Origin of the sequence: Caballeronia sp. SL2Y3 (assembly GCF_022879575.1) — a bacterium.
Classification (GTDB): Bacteria; Pseudomonadota; Gammaproteobacteria; order Burkholderiales; family Burkholderiaceae; genus Caballeronia.
In genome coordinates this window covers 607,268-632,818 of the sequence record NZ_CP084261.1, presented here as the reverse complement: position 1 = coordinate 632,818, position 25,551 = coordinate 607,268, and the positions used below count along the sequence as shown (strand labels likewise).

At 66.2% G+C, this 25,551-nt stretch carries 26 protein-coding genes; 13 read left to right on the top strand and 13 right to left on the bottom strand.

All coding sequences use genetic code 11. The features are described from left to right. Positions 1 to 1,863 carry a DUF3857 and transglutaminase domain-containing protein gene (locus LDZ26_RS16210; protein WP_244849201.1) on the bottom strand — a complete coding sequence of 621 codons (1,863 nt, stop codon included), beginning with the start codon at positions 1,861 to 1,863 and terminating at the stop codon, positions 1 to 3. A gap of 166 nt (positions 1,864 to 2,029) precedes the next feature. On the opposite strand from LDZ26_RS16210, the gene LDZ26_RS16205 reads away from it, so the two are divergent. The 3 genes from LDZ26_RS16205 to LDZ26_RS16195 are packed head-to-tail and all read left to right on the top strand — an operon-like array spanning position 2,030 to position 5,388. Next, the gene (locus LDZ26_RS16205) at positions 2,030 to 3,175 is read left to right on the top strand and encodes an HPP family protein (protein WP_244850246.1); all 1,146 of its coding nucleotides are present in this window, start codon (positions 2,030 to 2,032) and stop codon (positions 3,173 to 3,175) included. Between the two features lie 4 nt (positions 3,176 to 3,179). Next, a complete protein-coding gene (locus tag LDZ26_RS16200; protein ID WP_244849200.1) occupies positions 3,180 to 3,593 on the top strand; it encodes a MarR family winged helix-turn-helix transcriptional regulator in 414 nt (137 codons plus the stop codon). 28 nt (positions 3,594 to 3,621) lie between these two features. Beyond that, the gene (locus LDZ26_RS16195) at positions 3,622 to 5,388 is read left to right on the top strand and encodes a chloride channel protein (protein WP_244849199.1); all 1,767 of its coding nucleotides are present in this window, start codon (positions 3,622 to 3,624) and stop codon (positions 5,386 to 5,388) included. A 21-nt stretch (positions 5,389 to 5,409) separates the two neighbouring features. Here the strand turns inward: LDZ26_RS16195 and LDZ26_RS16190 are convergent, their stop codons facing one another. Continuing rightward, positions 5,410 to 6,591: a glycosyltransferase family 9 protein gene (locus LDZ26_RS16190; protein ID WP_244849198.1), complete on the bottom strand. Its 1,182-nt coding sequence runs from the start codon at positions 6,589 to 6,591 to the stop codon at positions 5,410 to 5,412. 267 nt (positions 6,592 to 6,858) lie between these two features. On the opposite strand from LDZ26_RS16190, the gene LDZ26_RS16185 reads away from it, so the two are divergent. From LDZ26_RS16185 to LDZ26_RS16155, 7 genes are all read left to right on the top strand, one after another. Next, positions 6,859 to 7,428, top strand: a complete 570-nt coding sequence (locus tag LDZ26_RS16185; RefSeq protein ID WP_244849197.1) for a hypothetical protein — start codon at positions 6,859 to 6,861, stop codon at positions 7,426 to 7,428. A 246-nt stretch (positions 7,429 to 7,674) separates the two neighbouring features. Next, positions 7,675 to 8,034, top strand: coding sequence for a winged helix-turn-helix domain-containing protein (locus tag LDZ26_RS16180; RefSeq protein WP_175941611.1), 360 nt, complete (start codon positions 7,675 to 7,677; stop codon positions 8,032 to 8,034). Between the two features lie 65 nt (positions 8,035 to 8,099). Beyond that, on the top strand, positions 8,100 to 9,038 hold the full coding sequence (locus LDZ26_RS16175; RefSeq protein ID WP_244849196.1) for an aldo/keto reductase: 939 nt from the start codon (positions 8,100 to 8,102) through the stop codon (positions 9,036 to 9,038). Between the two features lie 23 nt (positions 9,039 to 9,061). Further along, positions 9,062 to 9,484: a DUF1810 domain-containing protein gene (locus LDZ26_RS16170; RefSeq protein ID WP_244849195.1), complete on the top strand. Its 423-nt coding sequence runs from the start codon at positions 9,062 to 9,064 to the stop codon at positions 9,482 to 9,484. Positions 9,485 to 9,542: 58 nt separating this feature from the next. Continuing rightward, the gene (locus tag LDZ26_RS16165) at positions 9,543 to 9,758 is read left to right on the top strand and encodes a DUF2945 domain-containing protein (RefSeq protein WP_244849194.1); all 216 of its coding nucleotides are present in this window, start codon (positions 9,543 to 9,545) and stop codon (positions 9,756 to 9,758) included. Between the two features lie 116 nt (positions 9,759 to 9,874). Beyond that, the gene (locus LDZ26_RS16160) at positions 9,875 to 10,324 is read left to right on the top strand and encodes a PRC-barrel domain-containing protein (protein WP_244849193.1); all 450 of its coding nucleotides are present in this window, start codon (positions 9,875 to 9,877) and stop codon (positions 10,322 to 10,324) included. Positions 10,325 to 10,390: 66 nt separating this feature from the next. Continuing rightward, positions 10,391 to 11,374: an MDR family oxidoreductase gene (locus LDZ26_RS16155; RefSeq protein WP_244849192.1), complete on the top strand. Its 984-nt coding sequence runs from the start codon at positions 10,391 to 10,393 to the stop codon at positions 11,372 to 11,374. 296 nt (positions 11,375 to 11,670) lie between these two features. Here the strand turns inward: LDZ26_RS16155 and LDZ26_RS16150 are convergent, their stop codons facing one another. Next, complete coding sequence (locus tag LDZ26_RS16150; protein WP_244849191.1) at positions 11,671 to 13,350, bottom strand: methyl-accepting chemotaxis protein; 1,680 nt, start codon at positions 13,348 to 13,350, stop codon at positions 11,671 to 11,673. 182 nt (positions 13,351 to 13,532) lie between these two features. On the opposite strand from LDZ26_RS16150, the gene LDZ26_RS16145 reads away from it, so the two are divergent. Continuing rightward, positions 13,533 to 14,798 (top strand): aminotransferase class V-fold PLP-dependent enzyme, encoded by a 1,266-nt coding sequence (locus LDZ26_RS16145; RefSeq protein WP_244849190.1) that lies wholly within the window; start codon positions 13,533 to 13,535, stop codon positions 14,796 to 14,798. Between the two features lie 181 nt (positions 14,799 to 14,979). Here LDZ26_RS16145 and LDZ26_RS16140 read toward each other — a convergent pair whose 3' ends face one another. Then, complete coding sequence (locus tag LDZ26_RS16140) at positions 14,980 to 15,906, bottom strand: NAD-dependent protein deacetylase (protein WP_255775068.1); 927 nt, start codon at positions 15,904 to 15,906, stop codon at positions 14,980 to 14,982. Between the two features lie 102 nt (positions 15,907 to 16,008). Between LDZ26_RS16140 and LDZ26_RS16135 the strand changes: the two genes are divergently transcribed. Then, complete coding sequence (locus LDZ26_RS16135) at positions 16,009 to 17,019, top strand: zinc-binding alcohol dehydrogenase family protein (RefSeq protein ID WP_206468337.1); 1,011 nt, start codon at positions 16,009 to 16,011, stop codon at positions 17,017 to 17,019. 552 nt (positions 17,020 to 17,571) lie between these two features. Here LDZ26_RS16135 and LDZ26_RS16130 read toward each other — a convergent pair. From LDZ26_RS16130 to LDZ26_RS16120, 3 genes are all read right to left on the bottom strand, one after another. Further along, positions 17,572 to 17,973, bottom strand: a complete 402-nt coding sequence (locus tag LDZ26_RS16130) for a GFA family protein (protein WP_244849188.1) — start codon at positions 17,971 to 17,973, stop codon at positions 17,572 to 17,574. A gap of 65 nt (positions 17,974 to 18,038) precedes the next feature. Beyond that, positions 18,039 to 18,617, bottom strand: coding sequence for a hypothetical protein (locus LDZ26_RS16125; protein ID WP_244849187.1), 579 nt, complete (start codon positions 18,615 to 18,617; stop codon positions 18,039 to 18,041). Positions 18,618 to 18,801: 184 nt separating this feature from the next. Next, positions 18,802 to 19,461, bottom strand: a complete 660-nt coding sequence (locus LDZ26_RS16120; protein WP_244849186.1) for an OmpW family protein — start codon at positions 19,459 to 19,461, stop codon at positions 18,802 to 18,804. A 183-nt stretch (positions 19,462 to 19,644) separates the two neighbouring features. Here LDZ26_RS16120 and LDZ26_RS16115 point away from each other — a divergent pair, with 183 nt between their 5' ends. Continuing rightward, a complete protein-coding gene (locus tag LDZ26_RS16115) occupies positions 19,645 to 19,989 on the top strand; it encodes a hypothetical protein (protein WP_244850199.1) in 345 nt (114 codons plus the stop codon). Positions 19,990 to 20,013: 24 nt separating this feature from the next. On the opposite strand, the gene LDZ26_RS16110 is transcribed toward LDZ26_RS16115, so the two are convergent. From LDZ26_RS16110 to LDZ26_RS16085, 6 genes are all read right to left on the bottom strand, one after another. Then, a complete protein-coding gene (locus LDZ26_RS16110; RefSeq protein ID WP_244850197.1) occupies positions 20,014 to 20,520 on the bottom strand; it encodes a hypothetical protein in 507 nt (168 codons plus the stop codon). 113 nt (positions 20,521 to 20,633) lie between these two features. Then, positions 20,634 to 21,344 (bottom strand): extensin family protein, encoded by a 711-nt coding sequence (locus tag LDZ26_RS16105; RefSeq protein ID WP_244850194.1) that lies wholly within the window; start codon positions 21,342 to 21,344, stop codon positions 20,634 to 20,636. A gap of 30 nt (positions 21,345 to 21,374) precedes the next feature. Continuing rightward, positions 21,375 to 22,436, bottom strand: a complete 1,062-nt coding sequence (locus LDZ26_RS16100; RefSeq protein WP_244850191.1) for an NAD(P)/FAD-dependent oxidoreductase — start codon at positions 22,434 to 22,436, stop codon at positions 21,375 to 21,377. 122 nt (positions 22,437 to 22,558) lie between these two features. After that, positions 22,559 to 23,362: a cytochrome c gene (locus tag LDZ26_RS16095; RefSeq protein WP_244850189.1), complete on the bottom strand. Its 804-nt coding sequence runs from the start codon at positions 23,360 to 23,362 to the stop codon at positions 22,559 to 22,561. After that, positions 23,359 to 24,984 carry a b(o/a)3-type cytochrome-c oxidase subunit 1 gene (locus LDZ26_RS16090; protein ID WP_244850181.1) on the bottom strand — a complete coding sequence of 542 codons (1,626 nt, stop codon included), beginning with the start codon at positions 24,982 to 24,984 and terminating at the stop codon, positions 23,359 to 23,361. The genes LDZ26_RS16095 and LDZ26_RS16090 overlap by 4 nt, the downstream gene beginning before the upstream one ends. After that, complete coding sequence (locus LDZ26_RS16085) at positions 24,974 to 25,540, bottom strand: cytochrome C oxidase subunit II (RefSeq protein WP_244850173.1); 567 nt, start codon at positions 25,538 to 25,540, stop codon at positions 24,974 to 24,976. The genes LDZ26_RS16090 and LDZ26_RS16085 overlap by 11 nt, the downstream gene beginning before the upstream one ends. Positions 25,541 to 25,551 lie beyond the last annotated feature (11 nt).

Below are 25,551 nucleotides of genomic sequence, written 5' to 3'. Positions count from 1 at the left end.
TCACTGCGCCGATACTTTGACGATGATTTGCGCCTGCGTATCGCGCTCGATCTTGCGAAGCGCCGGCAACGATGCCTCGAAATCTTCCGGCGAACAGACCTGCTTGCCGAAGCGCGCATCCAGCGTGCGCGATACCTGGATCACATTGCTCGCTTCATCGAACACATAGCGCGAGCGATAGCGGAAAAAGCCGCTCGTCAGGTCGAGATCGTCGGGCACTTCGGCGACTCGCATGGTCTTCGGCAGCGCGATCTGCGATACCTCGTCGTATGCGCCGCCCACACACAGATAAGGCTGCGTGCGCGAGCGCTCCGCGAGCCAGTTGCGCGTCTGCGTGGCGATGCCGCCCGACAGGCTCGTGAGCGCGGGCAAGGCGGTCGTGCCGGTCGGCCAGACGACGTCGTCGAGCGTGCCGCGCAGCGTCGTCGCGAACGGGCCGCTGGTGGCATCGACGTCGGTCGTGGTCAGCGCGCCCGCGCCGCGCAAGTTCGTGAAACGCAGGCGGTCCGCGGCGATCTGGTCGCGCCGCTGCGCGCTCGCGAGCCGCAGATTCATGCGCTCCAGTTCGGCGCTCCATCCCGCGTCCTGCACCCGATATGCGAACGTCGCCTCGCCTTGCGGCGCGACGTCGATCTGAAGCCGCGCCGTGCGCGACAACGGCTGAGTCGCGGGCGTGCGAGCGAGCGCGCCGCTATCGACGAGCAGTGTCGGCCGGTCCATGTCCGCCAGCGGCAAGAAGCCGAACTCGACGCTCGACGCCGTGCTGTCCGCGAACATCGCGAAGTCCGGCAGATACGTGACGATGTGATTGATCGCGCCCGCGCCGTAGCCCGGCACCGAAGGCAGCGAGTAGACCGAGCCGAGGGCGATCAACGCGGGCTCGTTGCGAATGCCGACCGCGTCGAGCAGCGCGCCGTAGAGCGCGACGTGGTCCTTACAGTCGCCGTAGCGGTTCGCGAGCACGTCCGTCACGCGATGCGGCACGGCCGGACTCTGCCCGATGAACATCGCGACGTAGCGAATGTTGCGGCGCACCCAGTCGTAGAGCGTCCGGGCCTTCGCGCGCGCGTCGGCGTCGTTGGCGGTCAGCGTTCGAGCGAGCGCCCGCACGGCTGGATCGCTCGCGCTCGCATCGGCGGCGGATAAGCGATAGCTCGCCGCGAAGCTCGCGTAGTCGGGAAACGTGGACACCATCAGCCGGTCGCCGTATTGCGCATAGCCGACGGAACCGCTTTCGATGCGCGCAATCCGCTCGCGACGGTAATCGAACACATAGCGCGTGCGGCCGTTTGCGGTGACAGGCGCACGCGCGATATAGCCGCGCGTATCGGCGTAGAGCGGCTTCGTCGCGGGAAGATCGAAAACGAGTTGCTGATCCAGCACCGGCCGCTGTCCCGGCTCGACGTAATAGCCGAACTGGCCGGGAATGACCGGGCTCGCCTGGCTCTTGCGCGAATGCAAGTGCACCGTCGAGCCGACGCCCACAGCCGGAAAGATCACCGCGCGCAGCTTCGCGTCCTGAAACGTCGGCGCGCCCGCCGAGCGCGGCTCCTGAATATCGCGGATCTGATCGGACGAGACGTCGTGGCGCGCGCCGTTCGCATCGACGGAATACGCCTCGACGATCTCCACCTTCGACACGCTGCGGTCGTACCACACGTAGCGCTGCGCGATCTCGTCGACGCCCGCGGCCGTGTTCGCGCGCAGTACGGTGCGGTCGTCCTCGCTGACGGAGCCGTCGTCCGCGACGACGAACTCGTGGACGTCGCTCACGACGGTGGACGGCTCGTCGGCGTCCGGCGCCGGCGCGGCCCACGCGCCGATCGCGACCAGCCACAGCGCCACTGCGTACGGGATTCGCATGAACAACCGGCTCATGTTCGGCTCACGAGGAAACGCGCGTACGTTCATCGTACCCGAGTCGAAGTCGCCGCGACAATTTGTATCACGTTGCGATATAATTTCACGCTTCGCCGCGTTCCCGACGCGCGATTCATTGACCCTCTCACAAGAACTCCTCGCTGAAAACGTGTCGCGCACCGTCCTCTTACGCTGGTTACATGGCTTCCTTCCCGCTCCCGTCACGCTCAGATGGGCCGAACGGCTGCGCGCGGGCGCGGGCGCGCTCATCGGCATTGCGCTGACGGGCGGCATCGCGCGCCTGCTCGTCGGCGATACCTCGGCGATTCCGTTTCTGATCGCGCCGATGGGCGCTTCCGCCGTGCTGCTCTTCGCGGTGCCCGCGAGTCCGCTCGCCCAACCGTGGTCGATCATCGGCGGCAATCTCGTGTCGGCGATCGTCGGCGTGACGTGCGCCGCGCTGATCCACGATCCCGTCGATGCCGCCGCGCTCGCCATCGCGCTCGCCATCTGCGGGATGTTCGCGCTGCGCTGCGTGCATCCGCCTTCGGGCGCGGTGGCGCTGACCGCGGTGCTCGGCGGCCCGTCGATTCACGCGCTCGGCTACGGTTTCGTGCTCGCGCCGGTGGCCATCCAGTCGGCGGCGCTGCTGTGCTCGGCCATCGTCTATCACGCGCTGACGGGGCACCGTTATCCGCACGTCGCGCAGGCGTCGCCGAAAGCGCCGGACGGCGCGGCCTTCATGCGCGCCGATCTCGAAGCCGTGCTCGCGCGCCGCAGCGAAATGCTCGACGTCGATCCGGACGATCTCGAAGCACTGCTGCGCGAAACGCAGTTACAGGCTTACGCGCGCCGCTTCACCGAATTCAGTTGCGCGGACATCATGTCGCGCGGCGTGGTGTCCGTGACGCCCGACACCACGGTCGACGAGGCGCTCGCGCTGCTCGCGCGGCATCGCGTGAAGGCGCTGCCGGTGATCGACATGACGCGGCGCGTGCGCGGCATCGTCACACGAGCGGACCTCGCGCCCGCGCACCGGTCCGCGCCGCGCGATGCTTTCGCGCGCGCCGTCGAGCGCATCATGCGCGGCCCGGCGCAAGCGCCGGCGCGCGTCGGCTCGCTGATGACCACCGATGTCTGCACGGTCGACTCGCGCACGCCCATCGCGGAACTCGTGCCGATGTTCGCGGACTTCGGGCACCACCACATTCCGGTGACCGACAACAACGAGCGCCTGCTCGGCATGATCACCGAAACCGATCTGATCTCGGGGCTGTATCGCCAGAGCTTCGCGAGCGAGCGCAAGAGCGCCTGAAGAAATGACGAAAACCGCACGCACCCTCACCAAGCCGGACTTCGAGCAGCTTTCCGAATTCCGCTATCAGATGCGCCGCTTCGAGCGTTTTTCCGAGCGCGCCGCGCAGGAAGAAGGCATCACGCCGCTGCAATATCTGCTGCTTCTGCACATCAAGGGCTTTCCGGGCCGCGCGTGGGCGACGGTCGGCGAGCTGGCCGAGCGACTGCAGTCGCATCATCACGGCGTCGTGGCGCTCGTCACGCGCTGCGAAGGGCTCGGGCTCGTGCGGCGCGAGCAGAGCGCGGAGGATCGCCGGCAAGTGCACGTGCATCTCGAAGCGCGCGGCGAGCAGGTGCTCGCGCGCCTCGCGGCGCTGCATCGCGCGGAGCTGAAATCGCTCGACGGCGCGTTCCGCGTCCCGCAAATCGACCTCTGAGTCTCGCGGAGTTTTTGGAGTGACAGGCATGAATCATCATAAACGCGACTTTTCCGTGAACGACCGGCTGCTGCGCATCTGCGGGCTCGCGGCGGTCATCGGCGGCATCAGCACGCTCGCGGCGGTCGTGCTGCTCGGGCTCATCCATCTATTCACGAATCTGTTCTTCTTCCAGACGTTCTCCATCGAGGACCGCTCGCCCGCGCTCAATACGCTGGGTCCGTGGGTCATCGTGATTCCGGTGATCGGCGGGCTGATCGTCGGGCTGACGGCGCGCTTCGGCTCCGAGAAGATTCGCGGCCACGGCATTCCCGAAGCCATCGAAGCGATTCTCTTTGGCAAGAGCCGCATGTCGCCGAAGGTCGCGGTGCTGAAGCCGCTGTCCTCGGGCATCGTGATCGGCAGCGGCGGGCCGTTCGGCGCGGAAGGCCCGATCATCATGACGGGCGGCGCGCTCGGCTCGCTGATCGCGCAGTGCATCGACGTGACGGCCGCCGAGCGTAAGACGCTGCTCGTGGCGGGCGCGGCGGCGGGCATGACCGCCGTGTTCGGCACGCCGGTCGCAGCCGTCCTGCTCGCCGTGGAACTGCTGCTCTTCGAATGGCGGCCGCGCAGTTTTCTGCCCGTGGCGCTCGCATGCGCCGTGGCCGGCTTCGCGCGGGCGTTCGTGTTCGGCACCGGCGCGCTTTTCCCGATGCAGACGCAGCCGCCGCACATGATTTCGCTGCTGTCGTGCCTCGTCGCGGGGCTGTTGTCGGGCGTGCTCGCGTCGGGTCTCTCGGCGGCGCTCTACAAGCTCGAAGATGCGTTCGGCAAGCTCCCGCTGCATTGGATGTGGTGGCCGGCCATCGGCGGCGTCGTGGTCGGCATAGGCGGATATCTGGAGCCGCGCGCGCTCGGCGTCGGCTATGACGTGATCGGCGATCTGCTGCATCAGCACATCGCCATTCAGGTGGCGCTCGCGATTCTGGCCGTGAAAGCGGTGATCTGGGTCGTGGCGCTCGCGTCCGGCACGTCGGGCGGCGTGCTGGCGCCGCTGCTGATGCTCGGCGCGGGCCTCGGCACGGTGCTCGGCGCGGTCCTGCCGGGCCACGACACGGCGCTCTGGCCGCTCGTCTGCATGGCCGCGACGCTCGGCGCGACACTCGGCGCGCCGCTCACCGCCATCGTCTTCGCGTTCGGCCTCACGCACGACAGCAACGCGCTCCTGCCGCTGCTGGCGGCCACGCTCGTCGCGCACGGCTTCGCCACCGTCGTGATGCGCCGCTCGATCATGACGGAGAAGATCGCGCGGCGCGGCTATCACATTTATCGCGAATACGGGGTGGACCCGCTTGAGCGTCACCACGTCGATGAAGTGATGACGCGCGACGTGAACACCATCGACGCCGCGACGCCACTCGCCGACGTCCTCGCGCGGCATTTCGGGCCGCAGCAGGCGCACCGCGCGTATCCGGTGGTGCGCGACGGCGCGCTCGTCGGCATGCTGGATCGCGCGGCATTGGCGGCATTGGCGGCGCTCGGCGAGACGTCGCAGGCGGGCGCCGTCACGGTCGGCGACGCGCTCGCGCAGAAGAACGAAGCCGCGCCTGCCGTCGCGCTGCCCGGCGAACCGTGTCGTCTTGCGGCCACGCGCCTCGCCGTGCATGACCTGGAACGGCTGCCGGTCGTGGCGGACAAGGCGTCGATGCGGCTTGTCGGCATCGTCTCGCGCAGCGATCTCGTGAAGCCGGCGCGCGCGCATTTCGACGAAGAGCACCAACGCGAGCGCTTCCGCGGCTTTCGGCGCACTTAGGCGTTGCGCAAGCCGTAAGCGTCATTCGACGCGGCGGAAGCGATGCAGATCCGCGCGCAATTCCGCGAGCGGGTGCGACCAGTCGCCGAGTTGCGTCTGTCGATAGAGACGCATGGACGGATACCACGGCGTGAAGCGCGCGCAGTCGTACCAGCGGCAATCGCACGCCTGTGCAAGCAGCACCCACACCGGGCGATTCAGCGCGGCGGCGAGATGGGCCGGACCGCTGTCGATCGAAATGATCAGATCGAGCGCCTCGAACGCGCGGCCGGTCGCGCCGAAGGTGTGCAGATACGGCGCGATGTCGACGACGCCGTGCGCCTGCATCAGCGCGCGCTCGGCCTCGTCCGGTTCGCCCACTTGCAGCGAGTAGAAACGGCATGTCGTATCGGCGAGCAGGCTGGCGAGGTCGCCCGGCTGCATCGAACGATACGGCTCGTGGCGCGCACTGCTCGCGCTGCGCCAGATCAGCCCGACCTTCGCGCGCGGGCCGTCCGCTTGCAAGAGCGCGTTCGCCTCCGGCGGCAGGTCCATGGCAGCGTCGAGGCCGATCAGCGCTGCCGGATCGGCTTGCGGCGCGTACGGCGAAGGTTGATAGCGTGCCCACAAATGAAACACGGTGGCGGCGCGGTCGCAGCGTTGCGCTTCCACCGTGCGCGCTTCGACCGTCGGAACAGAAAAGCGCACGCCCTGTCGCGGCCGCACGGCGTCGCGCCAGAAGTCGAACATTTCGATGACCACCTCGCGCGCGCCTTCGCGCAACAGGGCATCGACATAGCGCGAGAAGAGCACGAAATCGCCGAAACCGCCTTCGACGAGCAAAAGGATCGACTTGCCGGCGACGGGCTCGTCCATGCCCAGCATCTTCGGCTTGAGCCGCTCGATCCACGGCCTGTCGCCGCAGAACAAGGTGTCGAGGAGCGCTTCCGCGCGCCCGGTGTCGCGATTGACGCGGTGCAGTTCGTGGGCTTCGTGATATTTGCCGAGGCTCAACAGAACCATGATCAGCTCTTCGGTGAGCCGGTAACGGAACACGTCCGACATCGGGTAGTGAAGGCCGTGCCGCAGCCACGCTTCCGCTTCGGCGAACAGGCCGAGATAGCTCATGTCGACGCCCATTTGCCCCGCCCACACGCCGCCGGCATCAGGCCGCGCAGCGATCTCGCGCAGCATGGCTTGCGCTTCGGGCGCCCGCCCTGCCATGCGCAACGCGCGAACGCTGTCTATGTTGACCGGAAGTTGGGCGTCGGATTGAACGTGCATTTTCAGAACGAGAGCAATGACAGCGCACGATGCCAGATCGACTGCGTCTTTCACTGTAATAAAAGGTGCCGACTTGAATGATAGGCACGTTGATGTGAAATTCGATCAATAAAATAACGCTGCTTATTTTGCGATTTGCGCGGGTTCAGCCGCGCCGCGAGTCGAAGGCTTCACGCTCGCGCCGCCGCATCACCGTTACCACGTCTCATGGAATATTTTCGTCAACGCCTTCCGATTATCGCGGGCACGGCCGCGCTCTTTCTCATCACGCTTGTGGGGAATGAATTACTGTTTCCGCATTCCGAGTACGTGCCCGGCGCTAACTGGATTTATCTGCCCGCCGGCATGCGCTTGCTCTGTACGCTACTTTTCGGGGAAGCCGGCGCAATCGGCATGCTGTGCGCTGCCTGGGTCAGTTGCGTTTTCCTGTATTTCCCGCACGATCCGGTGCGGTCGCTTTTCTACGGCACCATTTCAGCGCTCGCGCCTTATCTCATCTATCTGTTCGCGACTGGCGCGCTCGGATTGCGCACGTCCTTATCGAATCTGACGGCGAAGCGCCTTCTTCTGCTGATTCTGCTGTATTCGATTGCCAGTCCCGCACTGCATCAGATTTGGCTCGCCATGCACGGCGAAGCCGCGGGCGCGGGCAAGCGCTTCGTGGTCATGGTGGTGGGAGATTTGTCCGGCAGTCTGATCGTGATCTATGCAATCAAACTGGCGTTATGGGCGATGGTGACACTCGCGCCGTTGCGGCGGCGTCTCGGCGACTCGTGAACCGTCCGGTGGATGACGCCGCCCGGCTATGATGCCAGGCGGCGCCCATTCCACTGCTTCTCTCATCTCTCTCAGGTTCTCGCGTAGCAATCAGCCATATTCAGCGATTCATTGCCAACTCGATTATTTCGCATCATAGCAGTTGCTTATCAGCTTGATAAGTTTTTTTGTGGCGGAGCGCCGGACGCAGACAAGTATGATTCACTGCACTACGATCTCAAATTCCCTGGGTGCTGGAGCAAGCGCATGACCATGACGAAGAAACCGCTCGTCGACGCTTACTTTCGCTTTCTGAATCTTGCCCAAGCCGTACAGGCGCTGCCGTCCGTGCCGAAGCTCGACGCCGCCGAGGAGCGCCTTCTCGAGGCGCTGACGGCGGCCTGGCACGCAGGCCGCACCCTGACGGTCACCGAAACGATGGCGCTGTCGGTCGCCGGCGCGCCCGCCACCGTGCACCGCAAGCTCACGCGCCTCAAACAGCAAGGTCTCGTCACGCTCGATGAAACCGGCGCGGACTTGCGCACGAAATCGGTGGTGCCGACCGCCAAGGCGCTCGCCTACTTCGAAAAGCTCGCCGCGTGTCTGGAGGAAGCGAGGAAGAAGTAGCGCGCGGGTCGGCGCCGCGCGTTTTATTCTGTGGCTCTTGCACAACGAAAGCGGGAGTCATAGCCATGAAGCCTCCCAACACGCGCCGCTCGCCCGCCCGGCGCGATTTCCTGCGCGCGACTGCGGCCGCCGCGCTCGCCCTGCCCGCCGCTCGCGCATTCGCGGCGGACGCGGCCATCGAACCGATGCACAAGCGCCCGATTCCCTCGACCGGCGAAACGTTGCCCGTCGTCGGATGCGGCACCTGGCGCACCTTCGATGTCGGCAATGACGCCGCCCGCCGCCGCGAACTCGCCGACGTGCTGCGCGTGCTGTTCGCGGCGGGCGGCTCGGTCATCGATTCGTCGCCGATGTACGGCAGCTCCGAAGCCGTCGCCGGCGCGCTGCTCACCGAACTGCACGCGCGCGACAAGGCGTTCATCGCGACCAAGGTCTGGACAGAAGGCCGCGAGGAAGGCATCGCGCAAATGGAGCAGTCGATGCAGCGCCTCGTCGCGCCCCGCATCGACCTGATGCAGATCCACAATCTTCTGGACTGGCGCACGCAGCTTGCCACTCTGCGCGACTGGAAAGCCGCCGGGCGCGTGCGTTATATCGGCATCACGCACTACACGTCGGGCGCGTTCCCGCAGGTCGAAGCCGTGTTGCGCGCCGAGCGCGTCGACTTCGTGCAGATCAATTACGCCGCCAACGACCGCGACGCCGAAGCGCGCCTCTTGCCGCTCGCCGCGGACCGCGGCGTCGCGGTGATCGTCAATCAGCCGTTCGGCGGCGGGTCGCTGCTGGCCGAACTGCGCGGTAAGCCGCTGCCGCCATTCGCGGCGGAACTGGGCTGCGCGAGCTGGGCACAGCTTCTGCTGAAATTCGTGCTGGGCAATCCGGCGGTCACGTGCGTCATTCCGGGCACGGGCCGCCGCGAGTACATGATCGACAACGTTCACGCGGGCATCGGCGTCTATCCTGATGCGGCGCTGAAGCGGCGCATCCAGGAAGCCGTCGCGTGACGTTCAACGGGAGAAGACAATCGATGGGCGATCCGTTCAACCTGCAACGCTTCGTGAGTGCGCAGGAAAGCGTCATCGATGAAGCGCGCGCCGAGCTCTCGGCCGGCCGCAAACGCACGCATTGGATGTGGTTCGTGTTTCCGCAGATCGCCGGGCTCGGGCACAGCCCGATGGCGCAGCGTTACGCGATTCAGTCGCTTGCCGAGGCGCAGGCGTATCTCGCCCATCCGGTGCTGGGCGCGCGGCTCGTCGAGCTGACGGGCATCGTCAATCGCGTCGAGGGGCGCAGCGTCGAGGACATTTTCGGCTATCCGGACCACATGAAATTCCATTCGTCGATGACGCTGTTCGCGCGCGCCGCGCCCGACGAGCCGATCTTCGACGAAACGCTGCGCCGCCATTTCGACGGCCACCCGGACGAAGCCACGCTCATGCGTCTACGCTGATTCCGGCGACAGGCATGGCCGTTGCAGCTTGCGCATGTCACCTTCACCGGAGCCCGACATGAGCCGATCGCTGAAAGTCCACGACCACGTAAGCTGGAACACGCCGCAGGGCGAAACCACGGGCCGCGTGGTGCGCGTCATTTCCGAGCGCACCACGCTCGACGGTCACACCGTCAACGCGTCCAAAGACGATCCCCACTACGAGGTCGAAAGCGACAAGAGCGGCAAGCGCGCGGTCCACAAAAGCAATGCGCTCAAGCACATATCGCACTGACGGCTAACGGTGGCGACGCGATTCCTGCAAAAGCCCCGGTAAACGGTCAAACTGCTACCGCGCCGTCCATTGCGCGTCTTCACAGAACCGTTTGCCAAATCTTTTGAGGAATCGATATGAACTTGAAACTCGTGGCATCGCTCTTCGCTTCGTCGGCCATCGGCCTTGCTTCCACGCTCGTTTCCACCCCTTCGTTCGCGCAGGTCGCGGGCGCGCAGCCGCTCGGCGTGTCCGTCCAGGTCTCGACCGCGATCATCGACGGATGGAGCGTCAAGAAGTCGATCCTGAACAAGCCTGTCGTCAATGACGAAGGCGCGCGCGTCGGCGTGATCCACGACATCATCGTCGCACCCGACCGTTCGGTCTCGTTCGCGATCATCGCGGCCAATCAGTTCCTCGGCGTGTCGCACCACGACGTGGCGATTCCGATCGAGCAGATCGACGTGAAGAACGGCAAGCTCGTGCTGCCGGGCGCGACCAAGGACGCCATCAAGGCGCTGCCCGAATTCCAGTACTCGAAGGTGAAGGCCACGCCGGCGCCGCGCGCCGAATTCGAACATCACTGACCTCGTGATTGAATGACGCAGCGGCGCGGTGGCCGCTGCATCCCTCTTACGTTCGACGGAACTCCTATGTTCAACGCGCTGCTGCTCGACAAACAGGACGACCGCACGGTTGCGTCCACTCAGTTAATCGACGAGTCGCGTTTGCCGCCGGGCGACGTGCTCGTGCGCATCGAATATTCGACACTCAATTACAAGGACGCGCTCGCGATCACGGGCAAGGGACCGGTCGTGCGGACCTTTCCGATGGTGCCCGGCATCGACTTCGCGGGCGTCGTCGAGGCGAGCACGCACGCGGATTACAAGCCGGGCGACCTCGTCGTGATGAACGGCTGGGGCGCGGGCGAAACGCACTGGGGCGGCCTCGCGCAGAAGGCGCGCGTGCCGGCCGGGCATCTGATTCCGCTCGCCGCGGGCATCACGACGCGTCAGGCGATGGCCGTGGGCACGGCGGGCTATACGGCCATGCTCTGCGTGCAGGCGCTGGAGCAGCACGGCGTCGCGCCCGGCGACGGCGACGTGCTCGTGACCGGCGCGAACGGCGGCGTCGGCAGCTTCGCGGTCGCCATTCTCGCGAAGCGCGGCTATCGCGTCTTGGCATCGACGGGTCGGCCCGAGGAAGCGGCGCGGCTTCGCGAACTCGGCGCGGCGGATATCGTCGACAGGCAGACGTTGTCCGCGCCGGGCAAGCCGTTGCAGAAAGAGCGGTTCGCGGCGGCGGTCGATTGCGTCGGCAGCCACACGCTCGCCAACGTCTGCGCGAGCTTGCGATACGGTGGCGCGGTCGCCGCGTGCGGACTCGCGCAGGGTATGGATTTCCCGGCGACGGTCGCGCCGTTCATTCTGCGCGGCGTCGCGCTGCTCGGCGTGGATAGCGTCTACGTGCCGAGGGAGCGGCGCATCGCGGCGTGGAACGCGATTGCGGCGGCCGTGCCCGTCGAGACGATGGAGCGCGTCGCGAGCACGATTTCGCTCGCCGATGCGCCGGAAAGCGCGGCGAGTTTGCTGCGCGGTGAGATCAAAGGGCGGGTCATCGTGGATGTGAATGCGTGAAGGCGGCGGGGCGTTGACCGGGACTTTCGCCGGTTAGCACCGCCGACGCCCCGTCGCCATCAACATCTCGCTCGCCGACGCGCCGAATGCGCGCAAGCGAGCTTCGCAATTGAACGGCGCGTGTGCGTCGTTACTAACGTGGAGCGCCGCGTGGCGCGGACTGCCAACGGCGTCGCGGACCCGCCGACGCGCCTAACGCGCCTGATGTCTGCGTCGCGGCGAAACCGACCGGCACGCAATCGTCGATGCGAACGCGAAGCGCACCGCACAGCGACCTGCCACGCGTAGATTGCCGTTCAGAACGTGCTCCACCCACTCCCATCCGCAGCCACGCTCGCCATTTCCTTGCGCACCGGCGCGGGCCGCGTTGCCTTGCGCGCGACGACCGGCGCAGGCGCCGCAACAGCGGAACCGCCCGCCTCCACGCTGAAAAACGCCATCGCCTCGTTCAGCTTGCGCCCCTGCTCCTCGAGCGCATGCGACGCGGCCGCCGCTTCCTCCACGAGCGACGCGTTCTGCTGCGTCACTTCGTCCATCTGCGTGATGGCCTGATTGATCTGCTCGATGCCGCGTCCCTGCTCCACCGACGCCGCCGCGATTTCCTCCATGATGTCGGTCACGCGCGCGACAGCCTGCGTGACTTCGCTCATCGTCGAGCCGGCTTCCCCCGCGAGCGCCGAGCCGTCGCGCACCTTGTCGACCGACTCCGCGATCAGTTCCTTGATCTCCTTCGCCGCCGTCGCGGACCGTTGCGCCAGGCTGCGCACTTCCGTTGCGACCACCGCGAAGCCGCGTCCCTGTTCACCCGCGCGCGCCGCTTCGACCGCCGCGTTGAGCGCCAGGATATTCGTCTGGAACGCGATGCCCTCGATCATCCCGGTGATCTCCGCGATGCGCGCCGAGCTGTCGCTGATGCCCTGCATCGTCGATACGACGCGGCCGACGACATCATTGCCCTTGCGCGCGACTTCCGACGCATTCGATGCCAGCGAGCTCGCCTGCTGCGCGTTGTCCGCGTTCTGGCGGACCGTGGACGTCAGCTCTTCCATGCTCGCCGCCGTCTCCTGGAGGGATGCCGCCTGTTCTTCGGTGCGCTGGCTCAGGTCGGTATTGCCCATCGCGAGTTCCTTTGCCGCACTGCCGACTGCCCCGCCGCTTTCGCGCACGAGGCTCACGGTATCGGTCAGGCGTGCGTTCATGTCGGCAAGCGCGCGCAGCAGATCGCCGGTTTCGTCCTTCGTCTCGGCGACGATCCGGCTGCGCAGATCGCCGCGCGCCACGGTCTGCGCGATCCCGACGGCTTCCGCGATCGGCGCGGTAATGGAGCGCGTCACCACGATACCCGCGATCACGGCGAACAGCCCGCCGAACACGCACAGCGCGAGCAAAACGTTGCGCTGCGTCCGATAGTTCGCCTCGAATTCGCGCACCATTTCGTCGCGGCGCACGTTCGTGTAGGTCGCGTAGTCTTCCGTGGCCTTCACGAGGCGCGCGAGCAACGGGCGGCAATCCTCGTCGAGCTTCACGACGGCCTCGTCGTGACGGCCCGCCAGCGCGAGCGCTTCGATGGCGGTCGCGACCGGCCCGTACAGCGCCTCGACGCGCGTCATCTCGCCGACAAGGCTGCGCGCCTGGTCGCTCGCGTCGCTTGCTAAGGCGAGCATGTCCTGCAACTGCTTGAGGCGCGCCTGGACGTCCGCGTGCGCGCGCTCGACGTCGGCCTTTTCCACTTCGAAATCAGCGGGCTTCGTGACCAGCACCAGATTGCGCGCTGCGATGGCGCGGCGGTCGACGGCGGCGCGGACCTGCGCGGCCACGTCGGCGCGCGCGTTGATGCCGTGCACGTAATGCGCGAAGCCGTCGGTCGCCGTGGACAGCGCCCGCAGCGACATGCCCGCGACCAGCACGAGCAGCACGGCGAGCAGTCCGAAGCCGGCAATGAGTTTGTTTTTGATGGTGATGTTGCGGAAATTCACGCTTGGGCTCTCTCAGGTCCGGAAAATCGTTGTATGCATCGCGCTCACGCTCTTGGCTTGCGTCGCGTCGTGCCCTCGGGCTTTATTACGGCGCGGCGGGCGCTCGTCTGAAGGGCTGCGCGCGTCATCGTCGATATTCTGTTCGTCGACGATAATGACGCCTTTGCGCCTCCACTTTGCTCATGACCGATCCGCTCGATATCCGCACGCCCGAATTCGACGCCGCATTGCGCGCGCTGCCGCCCACGCCTGCGTCGCCCGCCGACGTCGCCGCCGACGAGACGTACTGGAACGCCGTGCGCGGGCTGTACCGGCAGACGGATGCGGTCGTCAATCTGGAGAACGGCTACTGGGGCGCGATGGCCGAGCCGGTGAAATCGGTATTCCATCACTGGATCGACCGCCTGAATTACGAAACGACGACGCTCGTGCGCCCGCACTGGGGCGCGATCCACGACGGCCTGCGCGAGCGCGTCGCGGCGGCGATGGGCTGCGGCGTCGAGGAAATCGAACTGACGCGCAATGCGACGGAGGCGCTGCTCGCGCTGATTAGCGGCTATAACGGCCTGTCGCCGGGCGACACGGTGCTTTACAGCGACCTCGACTACCCGTGCGGCAAGGACGCGATGGAATGGCTGCGCGAGCGGCGCGGCGTGACGCCGGTGCGGATCATGATTCCCGAACCGCGCGCGGACGAGGATTTCGGCCGCGCGGTCATCGATGCCTACGCCGAAGGGCTGCGCACCCACCCGCGAACGCGGCTCGTGCTGGTTTCGCACGTCTGCTTCGCCACCGGCCTCGTGATGCCGGTCGCGGAACTGTCGGCGCTGGCGAAAGAAGCAGGCGCGGACGTGATCGCGGATGCCGCGCATTCCTGGGGCGCGCTCGACTTCGACGTGCCCGCGCTCGACGTGCCATTCGCCGCGCTGAATCTGCACAAGTGGATCGGCGCGCCGCTCGGCTGCGGCGCAATCTACATCCGCCGCGGGCACCTGAGCAGCATCGATGCGTATCTCGGCGACCGCACCTGGCCCGCCGACGACATCCGCTCGCGCGTGCATACCGGCTCGCCGAACTTCGCCGCGTGGCTCACCGTGCCGGCCGCGCTGGAGTTGCACGCGCGCATCGGCGCGCACGCGAAGGAAGCGCGTCTGCGAGCGTTGCGCGATGCGTGGGTGAAGCCGGCGCGCGCGCTGCCGGGCGTGCGCATTCTGACGCCCGACGATCCGTCGATGGCGGTCGGCATCACCGCTTTCCGGCTCGACGGTCAAAGCGCCCGGACGACGTGCGATGCGCTGCGCGAGCGTTTCGGCATCTTCACCGTAACGCGGCCCGGCCCCGACGCGGGAGACGTGGTGCGTGTGACGCCCGCGCTCTTTTCGCGGATGTCGGATGTTGAGCGGCTCGCCGACGCGCTCGGCGTGTTGTCGCGCGAGGCAAGAAGCTAGGCAAGCTAGGCGGGCGCGGCCTCGCTGATTGCCAGCGCCCCGGACGGAGCACGACGCTTCCACCTTCGCGCGCGCAGAGAAGGTTCGACACCTTCACCGCAACGCGGCCCGCGCTGTTCTAGCGGAGGTCGGATGCCGGGCGGCAGCCCCAGGTGCTCAGGGTGTTGTCGAATAAGGCGCGCTAGGCGGGCGCCGCTTCGCTGCCTGCTGATCGCGCGTCGAGCCGCGCGATCAGCTCGCCCAGCGCCTCGGAGCACGGCTCTTCCACCTTCAGCGCGAGCAGCGCATCGGCGCGCGTCTTGCCGATGTTGATCGCCGCGATCGGCTTGCCGCTTTTCGCGGCCCACTCGCAGAAGCGGTAGCCGGAATAGACCATCAGCGACGAGCCGATGACGAGCATCGCGTCCGCGCCATCGAGCGCGCTCGCCGCGTCCTGCACGGTCTCGCGCGGCACGCCTTCGCCAAAGAAGACCACGTCCGGCTTCAATAGCCCGCCGCAACGCGTGCAGCCGGGCACGTCGAACGCGCCGAAGTCCAGGTCTTCGATCAGCGCGTCGCCGTCCGGCACGGCGGGCGCCGTGTAGCCCACGAAGTCGGGATTCGCCGCTTCGAGCAGGCGTTGCACGTCGGCCCGCTCGTGCCGCGCGCCGCAGTCCATGCAGCGCACGCGGCCGATGTTCCCGTGCAGTTCGATCACGTCCGGGTTTCCGGCGCGCGTATGCAGCCCATCGACGTTCTGCGTCACCAGCCGATGCACGCGCGAGCGCGCCGCCAGCGCCCGCACCGCGTGATGCGCCGCGTTGGGCCGCGCGCTCGCCACCACCGGCCAGCCGATCAGACTACGCGCCCAGTAGCGCCGCCGCGCGTAATCGGAGTCGAGAAAGTCTTTCAGGAGAATCGGCGCACGGCCGGTGCGCTGGCCTTCGCGATCGCGATAACAGGGAATGCCGGACTCGGTGCTGATGCCCGCGCCGGAAAGTACGAAGAGCCGCGGATGCCGCTCGACAAAGTCATGAAGTGAAAGCACGTGCTGTCCTTGGTGCGCAAAAGAACGCGCGGTAGTTGCCGGTGCGGTATCTTGAAAATATAAGGCGAAATGCCCACCGATGCACCGGCCTTACCACTTCGTCGATGTTGGAATTGGCTTGACCAAACGGCGGCGCGCCGATAGATTGATGCGCTGCCCCACCTTATTCGAACGAGAGACACGATGCTGACCGTCATCTGCGAAACCCCCGGCACCCTCAAGGCCGAAGAACGCGCGAAGCCGCAGCGCGCCGAGAACGAAGTGCTGCTGCGCGTAAAGCGCGTCGGCGTGTGCGGCACGGACCTGCACATCTTCACCGGGAATCAGCCGTATCTGTCGTATCCGCGCGTGATGGGCCACGAGTTGTCCGGCGTGATCGAGGAAGCCGACGCCGCCAGCGGCCTCAAAGCGGGCGATACCGTCTATGTGATGCCGTATCTGTCGTGCGGCAAGTGCATCGCGTGCCGTCAGGGCAAGACCAACTGCTGCGTGAACATTCAGGTGCTGGGCGTGCATCGCGACGGCGCGTTCACGGAATACCTGAATTTGCCCGCGCAATTCGTCCATAAGGCCGAAGGCGTCACGCTCGATCAGGCGGCGATGGTCGAATTCCTCGCGATCGGCGCGCATGCCGTGCGCCGCGCCGACGTGCAGCCGGGCCAGCGCGTGCTGGTGGTCGGCACCGGACCGATAGGCATGGCGGCGATCACGTTCTCGCGGCTGCGCGGCGCGAACGTCACCGCGCTGGATACGCGCGAAGACCGCCTCGCGTTCTGCAAGCGCGAACTCAAAGTGAACGCCACCGTGCAGATCGGCGAGCGCGACAAGGAGGAGTTGTCGCAACTGACGAATGGAGAGTTTTTCGACGTGGTGTTCGATGCGACCGGCAATTCGCGCGCGATGGAGCGCGGCTTCGAGTTCATCGCGCATGGCGGCAAGTACGTGCTCGTTTCGATCGTGCCGGACCGCATTTCCTTCGCCGATCCCGAGTTTCACAAGCGCGAGGCGACGCTGCTCGCGAGCCGCAATGCGACGCCCGAGGACTTCGAGACGGTGCTCGCCGCGATGCGCCGAGGCGACGTGCCGACGGATGCGCTCAACACGCATCGCATGGCGCTCAACGATGTGCCCGCGCAGTTTTCGTCGTTGCTCGATCCGAAGGCGGGCGTCGTGAAGGCGATTGTGGAGTGCTGAGGCGCTGATCTGGCCGGTTGCGCACGTAGCGCGGCCGGTCTGCGCGGTTGCGCCCGCGCTGTGCAAGGCGGGCGTCGTCATATCGAACGAGATGCGTTGCCCCGCTACTAAACGCAACCGGCCCTACCGGTCGTGCCGCGCCGTTTGTGCTGAGGCTCACGGCGTCGATTCGATTGTGCGTTGCGGAGCTGCTACTGAGGCGGCTGCGCACGGAACGCGGCCGGCCTTGGCGTTCGTGCCCGCGCATTTTGGTTGCCGCTGAAGCTCGACGCGGGCGTCGTCACATCGATCTTGAAGTATTGCCCGCTACTGAGGCCGCGCCGTCTGAGCTGAGGCGCAGCGCGTCAACTCGATCGTGGACTGCCGAGCTGCTATTGAGGCCGGCTGCGCACAAACGCGGCCGGCCTTGACGGTCGTGCCCGCGCAGTCTTCGTTGCCGCTGAATCTCAAGGCGGCCGTCGTCACATCGATCTTGAAGTATTGCCCGCTTCTGAGGCCGCGCCGTTTGTGCTGAAACGGACGGCGTCAACTCGCTCGTGGACTGCCTCGCTGCTATTGAGGCCTGCTGCGCACATAACGCGCCCTGCCTTGAGCGTCGTGCCACGGCTCGGCGGTATCGCACCAGATCTCATACTCGGGCGGATACAGCCCGATCTCGTCGAAGATGCCGGTCGGTACTTCGATCTCCGGCACGCCATCGAACGCGAGATAGACCGGCGAACCGCACGCCGGACAGTGATGGCGGCGCCCCGTCGCGGAGCTTTCCCACGCGATGGTGTCGCCGCAGACCTCCACCGCGTCGCGCTCGAAGATCGCGTACACGCCGAACGGCGCGCCGTGGATGCGGCGGCACGTCATGCAGTGACAGAGATTGACCTCTTTCGGCTCCGCGAACACGCGCACCCGAACCGCGCCGCACGCGCAATGTCCTTCGTGAATGAAATGGCGGCTCATGCATCGCTCCCGGCGTTGCCTGCCTCGCCGCAATCTCGCGACGAAGCTCGAGCGCGCTCAGGCGCTCATCGCACGAAGTATCCGCGGTTTTGCATGCACTCGCCGTACGCGCGCCAGTAGCGGACCATCGGCGGCTCGGGCGGAGGAAGCGGCGGCATCTTCATGTCGCCGCTATAGAGCGCATCCGATGCGCCGCTCGCCGTGCCCGGCATCGCCGGCACACCTGCCACGCCTGTGCCTGCGGCGCCGGACGCGGGCTTCGCCGCCGACGCGCCGCGCGGCGCCGATGCGCCCGCGACCACAGCCGCCGATGCCCCGGACGCCGCCACGGCGGCCGACGCCCCCGAAGCCGTTGACGCAGCCGATGCCGCGAGCGCGCCCGATGCCGTCGGCGGCAGCGGCGGTTCGACGGCACGCGGCGGGCTTATCGTGCGCGTGTCGGCTGTGCTCTGCTTCGGCGCAGCCTGCGACTCGCGCGCCATGTTGACCTTCGTCGTCTGATTGGCGTACGCATAGCAGGCGGCGTTGTCCACGGCCTGTTGTCCCGCGCTCTGGCTGCGGCCGGGCAAGGTCATCGGCTGCTGCGCGAGAGCGGCGCAAGAGCCGACGAGCAAGGCGATTCCCGCGAGATGTGACGGTTTCATTGACTGCGTTCCCCGATGCGGTGTTTTTAGTCGTTGCAGTTCGCTCGCCACCGCGTCGCTCGCGCGTATGGCCGCGAGTCTGCGCCGGGCCTGCTGTCAAGGATACCGCGCCCACGCACCGCGCCACGCCAGAAGCACCGGCATCTTCCGCCAAATTCCGCATCGGGCGCGCCCCGCCGCCGCGTCAGAACTTCATGCCGACGCCCACGCCGAGCACCCACGGATCGATCTTGAGCGACCCCAGATCCGCCGCGCCCGCCGACGCGCTCGTGCGCATCCAGATCTTCTTCACGTCCGCGTTGACGAACACGTTCTTCGCGACGTCCACGTCCACGCCTGCCTGCAACGCCGGACCGAAGCTGCTGCGCTTGATGGACACGGGCGTATCGCCGGCCTTCAGCTTGTCGTTGTAGAAGTACGTGTAGTTCAGTCCCGCGCCGACGTAGGGCCGCACATGGCCTTGATGATTGAAGTGATATTGCAGCAGGATCGTGGGCGGGAGCACGCCCACGCCGCCCAGTCCGCCGATGTTCGATGTCACCTGATGCCGCGATGTCGCGAGAATCAGCTCGACGCCGATCTCATCGCGGATCATGTACGTGAAGTCGAGCTCCGGCACGATCGCGTTGTTCACATCGACGCCGAGCGAGCCGAGCGTTCCGCCCGCCGACACCTGCGGCTGTATGCTGATCGCCCGCAGCCGCACGAGCACGTCCCCGGCGTGGATGCCGGTCATCGCTGCATCGCTGGCCGGTGCTGCATCGTTCGCATATGCCGTCCCCGCAAAGACAGCCGCGCTTGCCAACAGCACCGCCCGAAGTTTCGTTCTCGTTTTCGTTCTCATTTTTCGCATTTTCGGTTGAAAGCTCGATTGTCCCGGCGAGCGGCGCGCGTCTCTTTGACGGCGAACAACGGAATTCAGCGTGTGCTTATCCCGCGACGCGACACCTTGCGCATCGACAAGGAAAGCGGCCGGGTCCGCTGCTTGCTTTTAACGAAGCAAAGGACAGAACATTGGGAGAACGAGATGAGACCCACTTTTGGGGCAGCCGCCCGGCTGGCGGCGATGCTGGCAGGTGCGACGTTCGCATTCGCGGCGAACGCGCAGAATCCGACGTCGAGGCCGGAGGGACACCCGAGCGGTCAGCAGGACACGCAGCCCAACCAGACGAAACCGAGCCGGCTCGATAAAGACAGCACGCCCGCCTATCGGGAACAGAACGTCACGCCGCCGGCCGTCGCGGCCGAGAACGCGAGCGGCGTGCTGAAAACGCAGCCGGGCAAGACGTCGGCGGGAAAAGCGCCGCCGCCGAAGCGCCCGAACGGCCTCGGCTTCGATACGGACGCGGGCAGCATGGGCAAGAAGCCCTGATCGTTTGCAATACGCGAGCGGCGGTCACGCCGACTTGTTCGGCCACGGCCACGTGAGATAGCGAGACGGCTTTTGCGTCTCGCTCTTTCGCTTCGGCGCGTCCTCGCGGGCCGCATGCGCGGGCGCCGCGCTTTCGGCGATCTCGGGCAAGTCCTCGCCGAACCACGGCACTTCGCCGCGCCTCTCTTCCACATACGCGCGCCAGCCGGTCGCATTGTTCTCGAAGAGATCGTGCTTGACGGTATTCGCGAGCATCGGACGATTCAGCGATTCGTCGAGCAGCGCCTTCGGCCAAAGGAAGAACGCGCCCGATGCGCGCCGAATGACCTCGCGCGGCGTCATGCGCGCATCGACGAAACCGAGCAGCGCGAAGCCCGCGAGCGCGTCGTTGCCGCGCACCGCGTCGCCGATGCTCGCGTACTCGTCGGCGCATTGGCTCAGGCAAAACACCGTCTCCAGCACATCGCCGAGATGCAGCAGCAAGGCGCGTCGTTCGTAGGGTTCCTGTATCGGGGCCGCTCGATTCGTCATGCGCTCTTTCCTTCCGGTAGGAGATGAAATGCGGACGGCGCGCATCGCATGACGCACGCCGCGTTCATTTCGATTCTAGCGAACCTCACGTTGGAATCCGACTCGCGCGTGCATTAGCGGCAGATGCGATACGGGCCCATGTCGACGTGAAAATGCGTCTTGTGCAACGCGTTGTAGTCCGGCCCGAGCGTGGTGTCGAACGAACGGCACGCGCCGTCGTGAACGCGGCGCAGAAACGCGGCATCGGGCGACGCGGTGTCTTCCCAGCGCGCGAGCGTGATGCGCCGGCCGTTGGCGAGCACGAAGCCGGTCAGGTCGATGGCGTTGGCGCTCGCATGCTGACTCAGCCCCGCGTCCTTCTGATGATTCACGTTGCGGCACGCGTAGCTGCCGACATGCTCGATGCGCGTCACGCGCTCGCCGTACATGTCGATGGCGGCGGGTTGCAGATACTGATGCTCGAAGAACGCGATGCCGAGCGCGAGTGGACACGTGGCGAGAAACGGCGCGCTGAAGCGCACGTCGTCCGATTGGGTGACGCGCACGACGTTCGTCAGTTCGCAGCCGCCCGGCCCGGACGCGTCCGCCATCGGCCGATACTGAAGGCCCGATTGCGCGAGCGCGGCATCGCAGAGTTGCGGGTCGCGGGTCGTGCGCCAGAGCTTGAATTCGGTCAGCGGGCCGCGCGGCGCGCGCACGTCGAGCGGCGCGAACGGATCGTAGCGTTCCGGCACGGCGATGCGTCGCGTGTACACGCCGTACGCCAGCACCAGCGCCGCGACGAACGCAAGCAGCATCACCCAGCGGATGATTCGCCCGATCACCCTGCTCTCCGCGTTCCGGCGCGCTTGCCGTCAGCCCGCGGGATGCGAGGCGTCCGTTGCACTGGCCTGCACGCGCTCGGCGAGCTTCGCGTCGTAGCTCGAATGGATGTGCGTGCGCTTCTTGTCCGGGTACGCGTACGAATAAGCCTTGCGCAACGCGAGCGACGCTTCGTGAAAGCCCGAGAGAATCAGCTTCTGCTTGTTCGGATAGTTCGCGATATCGCCGACCGCGAAAATGCCCGGCCGCGACGATTCGTAGTTCGACGTATCCACTTCGATGCGCCCGCCGCGCACGTCGAGATTCCAGCCGGCGATCGGCCCGAGATCCGCGACGAGTCCGTACAGCACGATGAGCTTGTCCGCCGCGAGATCCGTCGTGCCTTCGACGTGCTTGATGCGCACGCCGCGCAGCGCGCCATCGGGCGCGTCGAGCGAATCGATCATGCCGACGACGAAGTTCATCTCGCCCGCCTCGACCTTCGCCTTCATCGCCGCGACGGAGGCCGCCGCCGCCGAAAAGCCGTTGCGCCGATGCACGAGCGTCAACTTGCGCGCGACGCCCGCAAGCGCGTTCGCCCAATCCAGCGCGGAATCGCCGCCGCCCGCGATCACGACCTCGCGGTCCTGAAAATCCGCGATGCGCGCGACGCTATAGAGCACGTCGCGTCCTTCGAGCGCCGCTGCTTCCGGCAATTGCAAACGCTGCGGCACGAACGCGCCGTTGCCCGCCGCGATCAGAATGGCGGCGACATCGAAGGTCATGCCTTGTTCTGTGCGCACCGTCCAGCGTTGATCGTCGCGCTGTTCGACGGACTGCACGCGCTGGTCGAGATGAATCGGCACGTCGAACGGGCGGATCTGCGTGAGAAGCCGGTCGACCAGTTCCCGCGCGGTGCACGAGGGAATCGCGGGGATGTCGTAGATCGGTTTGTCGGGATAGAGCTCGATGCATTGGCCGCCGATACGCCCGAGCGCATCCACGATATGACACGAGAGCCCGAGGACGCCCGCCTCGAATGCGGCGAAAAGGCCCACGGGCCCCGCGCCGATGATCAATACATCCGTCTGAATGGTGCTGCCCGATGCGTTCATGTAGTCGTCTTCCGTTGTGCCGGCTGTCCTGCGTTGCCAGCATTCAACGGTCCACGATACAGAAAGCATCCGGGCGCGGCAACGAAGCCCCTGCGCCCAGGGCGGCGATTCCGCGCTGCGGCCTACTGCTTGTTCAACTCGCGCGCGTAATACGCGGACGCGGCGTCGATCTCCTCCGGCGTCATGTTGCGCGCGACGTTGCGCATGACTTCGTTGATGTCGTTGGTGCGCGTGCCGTTGGCGAACGCGATCAGTTGCGCCTTCGTGTACGCCGCCGGCAAGCCGTCGATCCACGGACTGCCCGCCTTGTTGTCGATCCCGCCGTGACACGCCGCGCACGGCGCGACATTGCGCATCGGCGCGCCGTGGGAGACGATGCCCGGCGCGAGCGAATCGCTGACCTTGCGCTGCGCGGGCGGCCTCGGCAGGCTCGCGTAGTAGGCGGCGAGATCGCGCATGTCCTGGTCGCTCAGGTTCGCGGCCATCGGCGACATCACGGCATTGGTGCGCGCGCCCGTCTGAAAATCCATCAACTGCTTGTAGATGACCGACGCATACTGCCCCGCGAGATTGGGCGAATTCGCTTCGCTCATGCCGCGTTCGCCGTGACACATCGTGCAGCGCAGGGCGAGCGTCGCGCCGCGCCCGATGGAGTTCGCGCTCGCGTGCGCGAGCATTTGCGGCGTGACTTCGACGGCGGACAGCTTGATTGTCGGCTGCACGGTCGTGTCACCGCTGTACCATGCGCGCGGCACGCCCGCCGCGCTGCAGATGGCGTTCCACACGCCGGTGAACGAGGCATCGCGCTGGGCGGACGGCAGCCACACGAAGCCGATCAGCGCCGATACCGCCGCGATGCCGACCGTACCGATCACGCTCGTCGCGAACCAGCGGTTGCGGAAGGTGAAGAGGCGTTCCTCGCTCATCGCTGCGCTCCGATGGGAACCGCCGGCACGGAGGTATCGGAGCGCGCCACGAGCTGCGCGATCGGATAGCCGTAGTTCACGAGCGTGAGGCCGATCATCAGCGCGATCCACAGCCCGAAGCTGTTCAGCGCGACCGGAACGGTGCGCGGCTCGTGCACCGCGCGGCTGAAGCGGAACTCTTCGACGCTCACGCGCGGCGCGCCGTGCGCCCGTATCAGCACGACGAAGAACAGAATGGCGGACACGACCAGAATGAACCCGCCGATGGTCGATGTCACCACGGAAGCCGCCTGCGCCGCGATCTGCGGATCGCTGTAATCGTAGAACGCCATGCGTCGCGGCATGCCGAGAATACCGGTGTAGTGCCACGGGAACGTCAGCACGATCATGCCGATGAACCACAGCCATAACTGCCAGCGCATGAGCTTCACGTCACGCAGCGCGCGGCCGGTGAGATGCGGCCACAGGTCGTAAGCGATAGCGAAGTACATGATGACGATCGCGCCCGCGAAAATCAGATGGAAATGGCCCGTGACCCATTGCGTGTTGTGCACGGTCGAATCCAGCTGGTAACTCATGTTGATGAGACCGCCCGCTCCGCCGAAGCCGAGCATCACGAATGAAAACGCGACGGCGAGCATCATCGGGTTGTCCCATGGCAGCGCGCGAATCCAGCCGAGCGCGCCGCGGCCGCCGCGCAGCCGCGCCGCGATCTCCACCGACGCGCAGATGGTGAACACGGTCAGAAGCGTCGGCACGGCGACGAGCGCGGTGAACACCGAATGCATGAACTTGAAGCCCGAGCCCACTTGCGGATCGGCGAACAGATGGTGAATGCCGATCGGCATCGACACCACGAGGAACAGGATGAACGAGATGCGCGCCATCGCGTCGCTATACAGACGCCCGCCGATGGCGCGCGGGATGATCGTGTAATACGCGATATACGCGGGCATCAGCCAGAAATAGACGATAGCGTGCAGCGTCCATGAGAAGAAGACGCGGGCGAGACCGGCGTCGATGGTGCTCTTCCATCCGATCGCCACCGGCAGGATCATGAACAACACTTCGATGGCCGCGCCCACCGCCGTCCAGCCCCACAGATACGCGCCCGCGACGGTCGCGAACATCGGCAGCGGCACGGTCTTGCCGGGGTTGTCGCGCTTCCATGCGTGCAGATTCACCGACATCAGCGCGACCCAGATCCACGATCCGACCACCACCAGCACCACGCCGAGATAGTAGAACGCGTTGCCGATCATCGGCGGATAGAAGGTGTAGAGCACGGAGGCCAGGCCCATCGCGACCGGAATCATCGCCATAACCGAACCGACCGCGACCAGCCAGAAGCCGAGCCACGCCCAGCGCACGCCCACGAGAGCGCGCTTGAGCGCAAGCTCGCTCACCGCGTAGCCGAAGCCCATCGCGATGAGCGTCGGGAACACGTAGCCCATCGCGGAGCCGTGAGCCGTCACGGAGCGATAGTAGATCTCGGGATTTTGCAGTCCGATGTACAGCGGACTGCGCGCGAACATCTGCCAGGCGCCGAGCAACAGCGCGACGCCGAAGGCCGCGAACGCAAGCCAGAAGTGCGCGAGGATAAGGCGCTTGCTATTTAACACAGGACAGTCTCCGCGAATTGGCCGGCAGCTTGTCGGCCATCTGCATGAATTCGGCGCGATCGATGACCTTCACATGCGCCCACATGCCATGGTGCCCGACGCCGCAGAACTCGTGGCAGGGCATCAGATGGTCGCCGGGTTCGTCGAACGTGGTCTTGAAGGTCGAGACATAGCCCGGCTCCAGCATCGAATTGATATTGGTCTTCGTGATGAGAAAGCCGTGCACGACATCGGAACTCGTCGCGCGGAACGTGACCGGCACGCCTGCCGGCACGAGCAGGCATTGCGGCGTGAACGAGTACTGCTGCGCGACGACGCGCACCGTCACCGAGCCGTCGGCCTCGGGCGCCGTGCCGAGATTGCTTTCGACGAATTCGCCGGACACGTGCAGCGTTTCGGGCCGCACGGTCTCGACGCGCGAGGGCGGCATCATCGCCCAGTGCAGGCCGGTGTAGACCACCATCGCGACCAGCACGGCGACGATGGCGAGCACGAGCATCGCCCAGCGTTTCTCGACGCGCTCCGCGACTTCATGTGAACCTGGATTGATGGCCATATAACGCTGCT